The following is a 14,540-nucleotide window of genomic DNA, read 5'->3' as shown; positions in this document are numbered from 1 at the left end:
AAGATAGTATTTTAGCATCTTTATTTATAGATATGACCACAATTCAATACATACAAAATCAAACCAACATTGCTGTAAAAAGCATTGAAAGTACTTTAAAACTTCTTTCAGAAGATTGCACCATTCCTTTTATTTCTCGGTATCGAAAAGACCAAACTGGGAATTTAGATGAGGTTCAAATTGAACAAATTGCCAAGTTAAACAAGCAATTTATCGAAATTACAAAACGAAAAGAAAGCATTTTAAAATCTATTGAAGAACAAAATGCGCTTACGCCAGAATTAAAACAAAAAATTGAAACTTCTTTCGATTTACAAGAATTGGAAGATTTCTATTTACCTTATAAAAAGAAGAAAAAAACCAAAGCTGACGCCGCTCGTGAAAACGGATTGGAACCCTTGGCGAAAATCATCATGAGTCAAAAATCGGATGATGTGGAATTTTTAGCTTCGAAATATTTAAACGAAAAAGTGGCGAATGAAGACGAAGCGTTACAAGGCGCTCGCGACATTATTGCCGAATGGATTAACGAAAACATTTTCATTAGAAAATCGTTACGAAGAACCTTTCAGCGTAAAGCAGAAATCACAACAAAAGTTGTAAAAACTAAAAAAGACGACGAAGCCGCACAGAAATTCAATCAATATTTCGATTGGTCGGAAAACGCAGCTAAAGCGCCATCGCACCGATTATTAGCGATGTTACGTGCCGAAGCTGAAGGTTTTATCAAACTAAATGTCGGTTTAAATGACGAAGATAAAACTGAAGTGATTCGTTTTATGGAAGACAATTTAATTAAAACGAATAATGATTGTGCCGAACAAATTATAAAAGCGATAAAAGACAGTTACAAAAGATTGTTAGAACCAGCCATTTCAAACGAAACGTTACAAGAAGCTAAAACTAAAGCTGACATTAAAGCAATTGATGTTTTTGCAGAAAATTTACGTCAGTTATTATTGGCGCCACCTTTGGGTGAAAAACGCATTTTAGCAATCGATCCTGGTTATAGAAGCGGTTGTAAATTGGTTTGTTTAGATGAAAAAGGTGATTTATTAAACAACGAAACCGTTTATCCACACGCGCCACAAAACGACAGCGCAATGGCGATTAAAAAAATTCGTTCGATGGTTAATGCGTATAATATTGAAGCGATTTCTATTGGTAATGGAACTGCATCTCGTGAAACTGAATTTTTTATTAAGAAAATTGCTTTCGATAAACCACTTCAAGTATTTGTAGTTTCCGAAGCAGGTGCATCAGTATATTCGGCAAGTAAAATTGCTCGTGACGAATTTCCAAATTATGATGTAACGGTTCGTGGTTCTGTTTCTATTGGAAGAAGACTTTCTGATCCATTAGCGGAATTGGTAAAAATTGATCCAAAATCAATTGGAGTCGGACAATACCAACACGATGTCGATCAAAACAAATTAAAAGACCAATTAGATTCAGTCGTAATGAGTTGCGTAAACTCGGTCGGCATAAACGTAAATACGGCAAGTAAATCGTTGTTGAGTTATGTGTCCGGAATTGGTGAAAAAATGGCAGAAAACATTGTGGCTTACCGTTCAGAAAATGGTCCGTTTGAAGATAGAAAACAACTAAAAAAAGTGCCTCGTTTAGGCGAAAAAGCTTATCAACAAGCCGCAGCTTTTATCCGAATTAAAGACGGAAAAAATCCGTTAGATAATTCGGCAGTTCATCCAGAAGCGTATGCTATCGTAGAAAAAATGGCGAAAGATTTAGGGATTAAAACACATGAATTAGTCGCAAATAAGGAAAAAATCTCGCAAATTTCACCTGAAAACTATATTACTTCAGAAATCGGAATTTTAACCTTAAAAGACATTCTTAAAGAATTAGAAAAACCGGGATTAGATCCAAGAAAAGCCGCAAAAGTTTTCGAATTCGACCCGAATGTACGCACGATAAAAGATTTAAAAACCGGAATGATTTTACCAGGAATTGTCAATAACATTACAGCTTTTGGTTGTTTTGTTGATATCGGAACAAAAGAAAGTGGTTTGGTTCATATTTCACAACTAAAAGCTGGTTTCGTTTCGGATGTCAACGAAGTCGTAAAACTACACCAACACGTGCAAGTAAAAGTCGTTGAGGTAGATGAAGCTAGAAAACGCATTCAATTAACGATGATTTTGTAAAAACAAAAAATCCCAAATTCTAATTTAGAATTTGGGATTTTTAATATAAGAATAATAGAATTACTCTTTCGTTTCTTCTTCTTTTTTAGTTACTGGTGCTTCATCTTCACCTTTAGCAGCTTTTTTAAACTCTTTAATTCCGCCACCAAGTCCTTTCATTAATTCTGGAATTTTTTTACCACCAAAAAGTAATAGAACTACTGCAATAATTACAATCCATTCTGTACCACCTATTGTACCTAAATTTATATATAAAGAATTCATTTTTTGATTTTTAATAAATTAATACTGCAAATGTACTACAAAAAAATAAATTTTAAATTAAATTAACTTAATTTTCTATTGATACCTAAACCTAACAAAATTGCTATATTTGTATAAAATCAGGTTCTATGTCTCAAAAAAGACTAAAATTTCAAGCACTCAAGCAAAAGTTATTAAGTAAAAGACGTTTCATTATTTTTAATGAAGATACGTTAGCAGAATCTTTTTCACTAAAACTTACTTTAATGAATGTTTTTGTGGTAGCGACTTTAGGTGCGATTTTAATCATTTTTATCACCACTTTTATTATTGCCTTTACGCCATTACGGGAATATATTCCTGGTTATGCTTCTACAAAATTGAAAGAACAAGCGACTTTATTAACCATAAAATCAGATTCGTTATTAAAAGTTACCAAAGAAAACAACGCGTATATCAATTCTGTAAAAGCAGTTTTAAATGGCGATTTAGAATATGCGAAACTAAATAAAGATTCGATTCAAGTTGCCGAAAACGTAAGTGAAACAGCAGATATTTCCATTTCAGAAAAAGAAAAAGAACTTAGAAATGAAGTCGCAAATGATGATAAATATAATGTTTTCGCTAAAGCAGAATCAAAAGTTTCTTACGTGTTGTTCGCACCTGTTTCTGGAAAAATTACCAAAGGTTATAACCTCGCGACTAAAAACTTAGGGGTAAATATTGCCGTGGCAAAAGGAACGCCAGTTAAGTCAATCGCGTCTGGAACTATTATTTTTTCTGAATGGACGCCGTCAAGCGGATTTGTGGTTATTATTCGCCATCAAGATGAAATTTTATCGGTGTATAAAAATCTTTCTTCAGTAACAAAATCGACTGGAAACACAGTAAAATCTAGTGAAGTGATTGCTATTTCTGGTGATAATGCTTCGCAAAACAGCATCCATTTTCAATTATGGAAAAACGGAATTCCTATAAATCCAATTCAATTTATCAATTTCGATTAACATGTCAATAAAAGCCTTCGCCGCCAAAATATTAGCCAAAAAAGTGTATGCTCAAACTCAAAAATGGGCCAATAATCCATTGGAAACACAGCAAAAAGTTTTCAAGACTTTAATCCGTCAAGCGGAAAGTACGCAGTTTGGAAAAGACCATCATTTTTCAACTATTAAATCTTTTGAAGATTTTGCCAAGCAAGTCCCAGTGAGAGATTATGAACAATTAAAATCGTATGTGGATAAAGTCGTAGCTGGAGAATCAGATATTTTATGGAAAGGAAAACCTTTATATTTTGCTAAAACTTCAGGAACTACTTCAGGTGCGAAATATATTCCGCTTACCAAAGAATCCATGCCGTTTCATATTCAAGCCGCAAAAAACGCTATTTTGAGTTACATCCACGAAACAGGAAAAGCCGATTTTGTAGATGGAAAAATGATTTTCTTACAAGGAAGTCCGGAAATGGAAGAAAAAAACGGAATCCAATTAGGGCGACTTTCTGGAATTGTAGCCCATTATGTTCCTAAATATTTACAAAAAAACCGCTTACCAAGTTGGGAAACGAATTGTATTGATGATTGGGAAACTAAAGTCGACGCGATTGTAGAAGAAACGTTTCATCAGAACATGTCGGTGATTTCTGGCATTCCAAGTTGGGTGCAAATGTACTTCGAAAAATTAAAAACGAAAGCGAATAAACCTGTTGGAGAATTATTTAAAAATTTCAATTTATTCATTTACGGCGGTGTGAATTACGAACCGTATCGCGCTAAATTTGAACAATTAATAGGAAGAAAAGTCGATTCGATTGAATTGTTTCCTGCTTCTGAAGGCTTTTTTGCGTATCAAGATTCTCAGAAAGAAAAAGGCATGTTGTTATTGTTAAATTCAGGTATTTTTTACGAATTTATAAAAGCAGATGAATTTTTCACGGAAAACCCTAAAAGACTAACAATTAGTGAGGTAGAAATCGGCGTAAATTATGTTTTGATTATTTCTACCAACGCCGGACTTTGGGCATACAATATTGGTGACACAATTGCGTTTACCTCTACAAAACCGTATCGAATTATCGTTACTGGAAGAATCAAACATTATATTTCCGCTTTTGGTGAACATGTCATTGGAAAAGAAGTGGAAACCGCTTTGCAAAACGCCATTTCTGGGACAAATATTAGTGTAAACGAGTTTACGGTTGCGCCTCAAATTAATCCAAAAAACGGTTTGCCTTATCACGAATGGTTGATAGAATTTGGATCAGAACCAGAAGATTTGGAAGTTTTCGCACAGAAAATAGATACAGAAATGCGCCAACAAAATGTGTATTATGACGATTTGATCAAAGGAAATGTTTTGCGCACTTTAGTAATTACGAAAGTCGTAAAAAACGGTTTTCAAGACTATATGAAATCTATTGGAAAATTAGGCGGACAAAACAAATTACCACGCTTAAGCAACGATAGAAAAATTGCTGATTTTTTTGAATCGTAAAAGAACCAATTTGTCATCCTGAATTTATTTCAGGATCTTAAAGGAGAAGCTGAAACGAGTTCAGCTTGACAAGTTTTCTAATAATTAATTTAATGAAGAAGCTTATTTTATTATTTCTTTTTACCCTTTCTGCAGCAGCTCAAATAAAAGGCGTAGTAAAAGACAGTATTACAAAAGAACCGATTGCTTATGCAGCTTTAGTTTATGAAAGCACAGTAATTGGTACAAATGCAAACTTAAATGGAGAATTTGAACTTACAAAACACGAAAGTAATATTAAAATAATTGTTTCTTGTTTAGGCTACAAATCGAAAACACTTCAATTAACTAACATAAACGAAATTTATTTATCTCCAAAAGAAGAAATTATTGAAGAAGTTGTTATTACAAATAGAAAAAACTCAAGTGAAATAATTATTGGTAATTATAAAAATTCAAAAATGGGTTTTGCAAATGGTGGAGCTAGTCAAATTTGGGCAAAATTTATAAAATCCACAGATGAAATTAAAAAGCACTCGTTTATAAAAACTATTCAATTTACAACGAATTCAAGAGTTAAAAACGCCAAATTAAAACTTCGCTTTTTTTATACTGATAACGAAGGAAAACCTAACGATGATGTAATTTTTGATGAAATAATTATTACTGTTAGAAAAGGAACAAATATAAACACCATTTCATTAGAACAGTATAATATTCAGATACCAGAAAAAGGAATTTTTATTGGTTTTGAAAATTTAATTATCGAAGAAAATAAATACGAATACACTTTCACTCAGGAAGGTAAAAAAGGTAAATTTAAAGGTATTTGCTATGAACCTGTAATAAAAGGTTATGAAGCTAATGAATATAATATTTGGAATATAAAAAATGATAAAAGTTTTTTGTTTAATCATAAATTTAAAAAAGATTCAAAACCTATAGAATTAGGTATAAAACTTACACTCACCAACTAAAAAATAAATTTATTACCTTTGTTGGTTATAAAATAGAAATTAATGAAAGACATTAAAAACATTTCGCGCTCAAGAGCGCAAGAATCGTCGGCAGCTATCGAACGATTGTACATTACCATGCGTCACTTATTTAACCGTGGTTTTTATAAACCAATGGGAATTTCAGGTGAAACACTTCGAGAGGCATTATTATCACTTCGACCAGAAATTTATGGTTCTATTGCCGAAGAAAAAGTAGAATTAAACGGATTATTATACGTGATTGAGCGTTTACCAGTGGGTATTGAGCAATGTCGTTATATTAATTTAACTTCGGATGAAGGGTATGCTAATTCGCACTTTAAAGCGATTGTTCCTCCAAAAAGAAGAAGAAATTGTTATCGTATTGACGAAGAACAAATGAACATTGAAATTACACGTGGCCGTTCGGATATCTATGATATTTTAACGCACTTAACGTTCATTTTTATCGAATCACACAAAATTAAAAATAGAGTTTTAATTGATGATGAAGGTTCTGTTTCTCGCGATTGGCAAAAACTAGAACAATTTGCTTTGCAAACTAAAAAACTGACGCAAGTAGAAAGAGAAATTGCTATGTCACACATGTCAAATGTGTTAGGAAGATCTTTTGCTGAAGTTCAAGATATTTATGAAGGATTTGCTACAACAGAATCACCAGAGCGTTTTTTACAAATTGTATATTGGTTAGGAAAAATTGCCATTGAAGAAATTGTAGATAACAACAAAAGAACCATTACTTTCAGTCCAATTTTAAGAGAAAGATTAGGACACCATATTTACGGTGAAATTTGGGCTAACAACATTAAAGAAACACTTAGTGCCAACGATTTATTAGAAAGACCTATTCATATTATTAGTGCGAACATGCATAGTGTAATGAATTCGGTTTTTGCTCCAGCTGTTTTAGCTGCTAAATACAAAGGAAAAGAAGCGTTTCAAATTTATGAAGATTTAAGTTCTTCTCAACACAAAGATTTACGTAAAAAAGTTGAAGATGTTGCCTTACAACATGGAATGATTTCGTTACCAGATACTTCAGGGACAAACATTGATGTGCAAATTTTCGACACTGCTAAATTTGATTGGAAAAAAACCGCTTTTCCATCGGCAACAATAAAAGACAAACCTGTTCTTATTGTAATGGATTATGCTTTCGGTGAACAAGCGTATGAAACGATTGACGAGTTATTAAAACCATATAAAGTAGGAAAAACGAAAACTTTATTAAATGTAGAATCGGTTTCTATCATGGGTAAAGCTGGAATTTTAGAAGGTGGAAAAGGAGATATTATGATTCCAAACGCCCACGTGAATGAAGGAACAGCAGATAATTATCCTTTCGAAAATGAACTTACCAAAGAAATGTTTGACGGAAACGGAATTCCAGTTTTTGCTGGACCAATGATTACGGTTTTAGGAACGTCTTTACAAAATAGAGATTTGTTGAAATTTTTCCACGAATCTACTTGGGAAGCTATTGGTTTAGAAATGGAAGGTTCGTATTATCAAAAAGCCATTCAATCGGCTTCAAGAATTAGAAGAAGTATCAACCCGAATGTAAAAGTAAGATATGCCTATTATGCTTCGGATAATCCTTTAGAAACTGGAAGTACTTTAGCTTCTGGAGGTTTAGGAACAACGGGTGTAAAACCAACTTATTTGATTACCATTAAAATATTAGAACAAATTTTTAACTACAACTAAAAAATGAGCACAAATTCTCAAGAGCAAGAAATTGATTTAAGCCAAATTGGAAAAAGTATTTCGAAAGTATTTCAAAACGCAATTAATATGTGTTTCGATTTTTTATTTTTCATTCAAAAAAGAATAATTATTATTGCAAGTTTGTTTGTAATTGGTGTAATTGCAGGTTATCTTATAGACAAGGGAAGAAAGTACGAACACAAAATAAGTGTAATTCCAAATTTTGGAAGCAGTGATTATCTTTACAATCAAATTGATTTATTACAAAAAAAATTAGATGAAAAAGATGACGCTTTTTTTAAAAAAATAGGAATCAATGATTCTAGAGATATTTTAAGTTTTAAAATTGAAGCCAATCAAGTTGTTTATAGTTTTATATCAGATAGGGAAAGAGGAGTTCAAAATTTAGAGCTAATAAAGTTAATGGCCGAAGATGGCGATATAGATAAAATTTTAAAAGACAAATTAACTAGTAGAAATTATTATTTACATACTATTTCAATTGTTACAAAAGGACAAACAGAAGAAAGTAAATTGGTAAAACCATTACTTAATTATCTTGAAAAATCTGAATATTTTCTAAAACAAAAAAATGTAAATCAGAAAAACGTAAAAGAAAAAATAGTTTTTAACGAATTATTAATAAAACAAATTGATTCTATTTTATCAAATTTACAAACCAACAAAGGGGCGTCAAGTATTACAATATCTGAAAAAAGTAGTATTTCAGATTTAATTGAAAAAAAAGACCACTTGATTCAAGAAAATCAGTATTTAAATTCAAACAATATTATTTATGATAAAATAATAAAAGAAGAAAGTACAAATTTAAATAATTGGGAAAAAGCACCTCTTTTTTTAAACTTGAAAGTTTTATTACCACTACTATTAATTTTTATCTACTTATTCGGTGTAAAATTTAATACAATTTACCAACAACAAAAAAAACGCATTCAATCCTAATGAAAAATATTTTAGTAACAGGTGGAGCAGGCTTTATTGGAGCTAACTTCGTTCCTTATTTTATAGAAAATAATCCAGAGTATCATTTAGTGAATTTAGATGCTTTAACTTATGCTGGAAATTTAGAAAATGTTTCTGAAGTGGAAAATCATGAACGTTACACTTTTGTAAAAGGTGATATTGTTGATGGAGAATTTATTAGAAATTTGTTCGATAAATATCAATTTCATGATGTGATTCATTTCGCAGCGGAAAGTCATGTGGATAATTCTATTTCTGGCCCAGAAGCTTTTATCAAAACCAATGTTTTGGGAACGTTTAATTTGTTAGATACCGCTAGAAAATTATGGATGTCGGCTCCAAATCAGTATAACGAAACCTTTAAAAATGCCCGTTTTCACCACGTTTCTACTGATGAAGTTTACGGAACATTAGGCGAAACAGGTTTATTTGAAGAAACAACTCCATATGCACCAAATAGTCCGTATTCTGCTTCAAAAGCGGGTTCTGATATGATTGTAAGAAGTTATTTTCACACGTATGGAATGAATGTAGTTACTACAAATTGTTCTAACAATTACGGACCAAAACAACATAACGAAAAATTAATTCCAACCATTATTCGTAAAGCAATAACGGGTGAAAACATTCCAATTTATGGTGATGGAAAAAATGTACGCGATTGGTTATATGTTTTAGATCACTGTAAAGGAATTGAATTGGCTTTCAAAACTGGAAAATCTGGTGAAACTTACAATATTGGCGGAAGAAACGAACGTAACAATCTTCAAATTGTAGATAGAGTTTGTGTTATTTTAGACGAATTGAAACCCAAAGCTTCTGGAAGTTATAAAGATCAAATTACATTTGTAAAAGATCGACCAGGTCACGATTTACGTTACGCAATAGATGCGACTAAAATTGAAAATGAATTAGGATGGAAAGCCGATGAAAATTTCGAATCAGGCATCAAGAAAACAATTCAGTGGTACCTTGGTAAATATGCCAATTAGCCGATTTATCAATGTGCCAATTTTTAAAAGCAGTTTGTTAATTGACAAATTGATAATTAAAATTGGCACACTGTCATATTGAACATTGAAAATTAAATATATAAGCCATGATAACATTTAGAGAAAAGTACCACAACAATTTAATTTTATTGAAAACTTTCGATTTTGCTAAAAAAGTTGTTCAATTCACAGAAAAATTAGAAGATCAAAAAAGATTTGTAATTGCAAATCAATTATTAAAATCAGGAACATCTATTGGAGCTAATATAAAAGAAGCTCAAAGCGCAGAAAGCAAGGCAGATTTTATTCATAAAATTAAAATTGCAATGAAAGAAGCAGATGAAACTGAATTTTGGTTATTTTTATGCAATGAATTAGAAAATTATCCAAATTCGGATGAATTATTAAATGAAATTTTTGACATTTTAAAAATTACAAATAAAATAATTGCAACATCTAAAAACAATAAGTAAACCAATAATTGGCACATTGAAAATTGCCTAATTGACAAATTAAGTTTATGAAAGGAATTATATTAGCCGGTGGCTCAGGAACACGTTTACATCCCTTAACTTTAGCAGTTAGTAAACAATTGATGCCAATTTACGACAAACCCATGATTTACTATCCTTTATCAACTTTAATGTGGGCAGGAATCAACGAAATATTAATCATTTCAACACCTCACGATTTACCATTATTTCAACATTTGTTGGGCGACGGAAGTAGTTTAGGTTGTCGATTTGAATATGCCGTTCAAGAACATCCAAACGGATTAGCAGAAGCATTTATTATTGGAAAAGAATTTGTGGGTAATGACAAAGTAGCTTTAGTTTTAGGAGATAATATTTTCTACGGAACAGGTTTAGCAGAATTATTACAAGCGAATAATAATCCAGATGGTGGAATTGTGTACGCGTATCACGTGCATGATCCAGAACGTTATGGTGTAGTTGAATTTGATAATAGCGGAAAAGTTCTTTCAATTGAAGAAAAACCAGCAGAACCTAAATCAAACTATGCGGTTCCAGGAATTTATTTTTACGATAATTCTGTGTTAGAAATCGCTGCAAATATTCAACCAAGTCACCGTGGCGAATTGGAAATTACAGATATCAACAAAGCCTATTTAGAACAAGGAAAACTGAAAGTGAGTATTTTAGACAGAGGAACAGCTTGGTTAGATACCGGAACATTTCAATCGTTAATGCAAGCCGGACAATTTGTTCAAGTGATTGAAGAACGTCAAGGTTTAAAAATTGGAGCCATTGAAGAAGCAGCCTATAAAATGGGATTCATCGATGCAGAACAATTGAAAAAATTAGCACAACCTCTATTGAAAAGTGGTTATGGAACGCATTTAATGAGTATTATATAAAATTTGTTTAATGTTTCAAGTTTCAATTTTTTTAAAGTTGAGGTTTGAAATGGATATATAAAATTGTTTTGAAATTTACAGAAACCAAATTAAAAGGGTGTTTCATCCTTGAACCAAAAATAATAAAAGACGAACGCGGCTATTTCATGGAAAGTTTCAATGAGAAAACTTTTGCGGAAGGCGTTGGCCAAAAAGTAATTTTTGTACAAGACAATCAGTCGTTTTCTACAAAAGGCGTGTTGCGTGGTTTACATTATCAAACAGGTGAACATGCACAAGCAAAATTAGTACGCGTTTTACATGGCGAAGTGTTAGATGTGGCGGTCGATTTAAGACCGAATTCTCCAACTTTCGGACAATATGAATCCGTACTTTTAACAGCAGAAAATCAAACACAATTTTTTGTTCCAAGGGGTTTTGCTCATGGTTTTTTAGTGTTGAGTGAAACGGCAACTTTCTTTTATAAATGCGATAATTTCTATAACAAAGAATCAGAAGGTGGTTTGTTATTTAACGATGCAACCGTAAATATCGATTGGAATTTCCCAACGGAACAACTGATTATTTCGGAAAAAGACACCATTTTACCCACTTTAGAAAACGCAAAAAAAGCATGGTAGTTTTAGTAACTGGCGCAAACGGACAATTAGGTCAAGCTATTCAATCGATTGTAGGAAAGTATCCTTCAATCGATTTTGTATTTTGTACTTCTTCCGAGTTAAATATCACAGATAAAAGTAATTGTGAGACGGTTTTCGAAAAATATAAACCTAATTTTTGCATCAATGCAGCGGCTTACACAGCAGTTGATAAAGCAGAATCAGAACCAGAAAAAGCCTTTGCCATTAATGTAACTGGCGCGCAAAATTTAGCTGAGGTTTGTAAAAACAACAACACTGTTTTATTACACGTTTCAACTGATTTCGTTTTTGATGCGAAATTCGTAGACGGAATTGCTTATTACGACAGAGAATTACGTTTACCGCTTAAAAGCGAAAAAGGATTAACAGAAACCGATGTGCCTTTTCCGGCTGGAATATATGGTTTAACCAAATTGCAAGGCGAACAAGCCATAGAAAGTACTTGGGAAAAGCATTTTATCATCAGAACCTCTTGGGTGTATTCGCAATTTGCCAATAATTTCATGAAAACCATGTTGCGATTGGCATCGGAAAGAGACAGTTTATCAGTAGTTTCCGACCAAATTGGCACACCAACCAACGCAGTAGATTTAGCAGAAGCCTTATTAAAAATAATTCAATCTTGTGATGCTCAACTTGTTTCAGCATCTAACTTTGGCATCTACAATTTCAGTAATGAAGGTCAATGTTCTTGGTACGATTTTGCCGCAGAAATATTCAGAGTGAATAATATTTCCATAAATCTAAATCCAATTCCTTCATCAGCTTATCCAACTCCAGCTAAACGACCAGTTTATAGTGTTTTGGATAAAACTAAGATAAAAAAGGTTTTTGGTATTGAGACAAAGGATTGGAAAGAGAGTTTGAAAAAATTTTGAAAAAATTAGCAATCATTGGCGCTAGCTATTTACAACTTCCTTTAGTAGAAAAAGCAAAAGAAATAGGTATAGAAACACATTGTTTTGCTTGGCCTGACGGAGCAGTTTGTAAAGATATTGCCGATTATTTTTATCCGATTTCAATTTTAGAAAAAGAAGCTATTTTAAAAAAATGTATAGAAATTAATATTGATGGAATTACCACAATTGCTACAGATATGGCAGTGCCAACTATTTGTTATGTTGCGGAAAAAATGAATTTAATTTCAAATAGCTTCAGTTCTTCATTAGCGGCTACAAATAAATGGGAGATGAGAACAGCTTTTAAAAAAGGTAATTGTTCCATTCCTAAGTTTATGGAAGCAGAAGATAGTAATGTAAATATTGAAGGTTTCAAATTTCCTCTTATCGTCAAACCAGAAGACAGATCTGGTAGTAGAGGTGTAACAAAAGTGATGGTTGCAAACGAATTGCCAAGCGCCATAAATTATGCCATAAACGAATCGTTTTGTAAGAAAGCGATTGTTGAAGAATATATTGAAGGAGTTGAAGTGAGTGTAGAATCTATTTCTTGGAATGGAAATCATACCATTATAGCAATTACAGATAAAATAACAACGGGTGCACCACATTTTGTAGAATTAGCACATCATCAACCATCGGGATTACCAGAAGAAATTCAAGATAAAATAAAAACAGAAACCATTAAATGTTTGAATGCATTAGAGGTTAATTTTGGAGCAGGACATTCTGAATTTAAAATTACATCAACTGGTGAAGTTTATATTATTGAAGTTGGAGCTAGAATGGGCGGCGATTTTATTGGTTCTCATTTAGTGGAATTGTCTACTGGTTATGATTTTTTAAAAGGAGTTATCGATATTGCCGTAGGAAAATATGAGCCTCCAGTTTTAGAAAGTAGTAATTTTTCTGGAGTTTATTTCTTATGTAAAGAAACAGAAGAAATTTTACCTTATTTTAATCAAGAAAATAGTTTTGATATTCAAAAAGAAATTCAAAACAAAACATTGAAAAATAGTACAAATAGTAACGACAGGTCAGGTTATTTAATTTATCAGGCCAAAAATAAAGTTTGCATTTAAATTTATTTATATTTGTAAAAACAATTATTAAGTATGCAGTTTTCTTTTATAGTTCCAATATATAATGATGGATATTTAGTTCAATCTTTTTGCGAAGAGTTTAAAAAAACTTTCCAAAATTATATTGAAAAAGAAGAAATTGAAAATGATGTAGAACTAATTTTTGTTAATGATGGTAGTAAAGATAATTCGATTCATCTTTTAATAGAAAACTCGAAAACATTTAAGTTTGTTAAAGTAATAGATTTAAGTAGAAATTTTGGCCAACATATAGCCTTAAGTTGTGGTTATGAAAAAGCAACTGGAAATTTTGTTGGAATGTTAAATGTAGATCAACAAGAACCACCATCTCAATTACCAATTTTAATAGATTACTTAATTAAAAATAATTTTGATATCGTATTTGGAACGTTTGAAGAAAGAAAAACAAGTTTTTTAAACAAAACAACATCAAAACTATTTTCAATAATACTAAATTATCTTACTCAAAACAATACGCCAAGTAATGTTACCACATCAAGAGTAATGAATAGGAAGTTTGTTAATGCTTATAACCAATTAACCGAAAAATCGAGATATTTACCAGGTTTAGAAACATGGTTAGGTTTTAAACACGGTTTTACACCAATTATTCATACCGAAAGAAAAATAGGCAAATCTTCTTACAATTTTAAGAAAAGAATTTTAATGGCATTAGATACTATTGTTTCTTTTTCAGATTTTCCATTAAAACTGATTGTTGGAATTGGTATATTTGTAGCTTTAATAGGCTTTGGATTGACATTTTTTTTATTAATTTCTAAAACCTTTATAACAGATTATCAACCAGGTTACACTTCAACAGTTTCACTAATAACTTTTTTAGGTGGAATTCAAATAATGGTAATAGGGTTTGCGTCAATATATATAGGAAGAATTTTAAAAGAAGTTCAAAACAGACCTTTGTATATAATAAATGAAACATATAATTTTAAATAAT

Annotated in this window: 14 protein-coding genes; 13 read left to right on the top strand and 1 reads right to left on the bottom strand. The window is 31.6% G+C overall.

The window, feature by feature from the left end:
- Positions 1–32: 32 nt before the first annotated feature.
- Positions 33–2,165: a Tex family protein gene (locus UEQ13_RS13340; protein WP_329806828.1), complete on the top strand. Its 2,133-nt coding sequence runs from the start codon at positions 33–35 to the stop codon at positions 2,163–2,165.
- 60 nt (positions 2,166–2,225) lie between these two features.
- On the opposite strand, the gene UEQ13_RS13335 is transcribed toward UEQ13_RS13340, so the two are convergent.
- The gene (locus tag UEQ13_RS13335; protein WP_329806827.1) at positions 2,226–2,429 is read right to left on the bottom strand and encodes a Sec-independent protein translocase subunit TatA/TatB; all 204 of its coding nucleotides are present in this window, start codon (positions 2,427–2,429) and stop codon (positions 2,226–2,228) included.
- Positions 2,430–2,557: 128 nt separating this feature from the next.
- On the opposite strand from UEQ13_RS13335, the gene UEQ13_RS13330 reads away from it, so the two are divergent.
- The 12 genes from UEQ13_RS13330 (at position 2,558) to UEQ13_RS13275 (ending at position 14,539) form a co-directional block, all read left to right on the top strand.
- Positions 2,558–3,415 carry a murein hydrolase activator EnvC family protein gene (locus tag UEQ13_RS13330; RefSeq protein WP_329806826.1) on the top strand — a complete coding sequence of 286 codons (858 nt, stop codon included), beginning with the start codon at positions 2,558–2,560 and terminating at the stop codon, positions 3,413–3,415.
- A 1-nt stretch (position 3,416) separates the two neighbouring features.
- Positions 3,417–4,901 (top strand): GH3 auxin-responsive promoter family protein, encoded by a 1,485-nt coding sequence (locus UEQ13_RS13325; RefSeq protein ID WP_329806825.1) that lies wholly within the window; start codon positions 3,417–3,419, stop codon positions 4,899–4,901.
- A gap of 92 nt (positions 4,902–4,993) precedes the next feature.
- Complete coding sequence (locus UEQ13_RS13320; RefSeq protein WP_329806824.1) at positions 4,994–5,857, top strand: carboxypeptidase-like regulatory domain-containing protein; 864 nt, start codon at positions 4,994–4,996, stop codon at positions 5,855–5,857.
- Positions 5,858–5,899: 42 nt separating this feature from the next.
- Entirely contained in the window at positions 5,900–7,585 is a 1,686-nt protein-coding gene (locus UEQ13_RS13315) for a DUF6909 family protein (RefSeq protein WP_329806823.1), read from the top strand.
- A gap of 3 nt (positions 7,586–7,588) precedes the next feature.
- Positions 7,589–8,548, top strand: coding sequence for a hypothetical protein (locus tag UEQ13_RS13310; RefSeq protein ID WP_329806822.1), 960 nt, complete (start codon positions 7,589–7,591; stop codon positions 8,546–8,548).
- Entirely contained in the window at positions 8,548–9,561 is a 1,014-nt protein-coding gene (gene rfbB / locus UEQ13_RS13305) for a dTDP-glucose 4,6-dehydratase (RefSeq protein WP_329806821.1), read from the top strand. Before UEQ13_RS13310 ends, rfbB begins: the two co-directional genes overlap by 1 nt.
- Before the next feature lie 107 nt (positions 9,562–9,668).
- Positions 9,669–10,034 carry a four helix bundle protein gene (locus UEQ13_RS13300; protein WP_329806820.1) on the top strand — a complete coding sequence of 122 codons (366 nt, stop codon included), beginning with the start codon at positions 9,669–9,671 and terminating at the stop codon, positions 10,032–10,034.
- A gap of 47 nt (positions 10,035–10,081) precedes the next feature.
- Entirely contained in the window at positions 10,082–10,939 is an 858-nt protein-coding gene (rfbA, locus tag UEQ13_RS13295) for a glucose-1-phosphate thymidylyltransferase RfbA (protein ID WP_329806819.1), read from the top strand.
- A gap of 68 nt (positions 10,940–11,007) precedes the next feature.
- Positions 11,008–11,559, top strand: a complete 552-nt coding sequence (gene rfbC / locus UEQ13_RS13290) for a dTDP-4-dehydrorhamnose 3,5-epimerase (protein ID WP_329807242.1) — start codon at positions 11,008–11,010, stop codon at positions 11,557–11,559.
- Positions 11,553–12,458 (top strand): dTDP-4-dehydrorhamnose reductase, encoded by a 906-nt coding sequence (gene rfbD / locus UEQ13_RS13285; protein ID WP_329806818.1) that lies wholly within the window; start codon positions 11,553–11,555, stop codon positions 12,456–12,458. Before rfbC ends, rfbD begins: the two co-directional genes overlap by 7 nt.
- Positions 12,455–13,561, top strand: coding sequence for an ATP-grasp domain-containing protein (locus tag UEQ13_RS13280; protein ID WP_329806817.1), 1,107 nt, complete (start codon positions 12,455–12,457; stop codon positions 13,559–13,561). The genes rfbD and UEQ13_RS13280 overlap by 4 nt, the downstream gene beginning before the upstream one ends.
- A gap of 33 nt (positions 13,562–13,594) precedes the next feature.
- Positions 13,595–14,539, top strand: coding sequence for a glycosyltransferase family 2 protein (locus UEQ13_RS13275; RefSeq protein WP_329806816.1), 945 nt, complete (start codon positions 13,595–13,597; stop codon positions 14,537–14,539).
- Position 14,540 lies beyond the last annotated feature (1 nt).

Origin of the sequence: Flavobacterium facile, assembly GCF_036321945.1 — a bacterium.
GTDB classification, from domain to species: Bacteria; Bacteroidota; Bacteroidia; order Flavobacteriales; family Flavobacteriaceae; genus Flavobacterium; species Flavobacterium facile.
The sequence above is the reverse complement of the archived record's forward strand: the minus strand, read 5'-3'. Positions and strand labels throughout refer to the sequence as shown.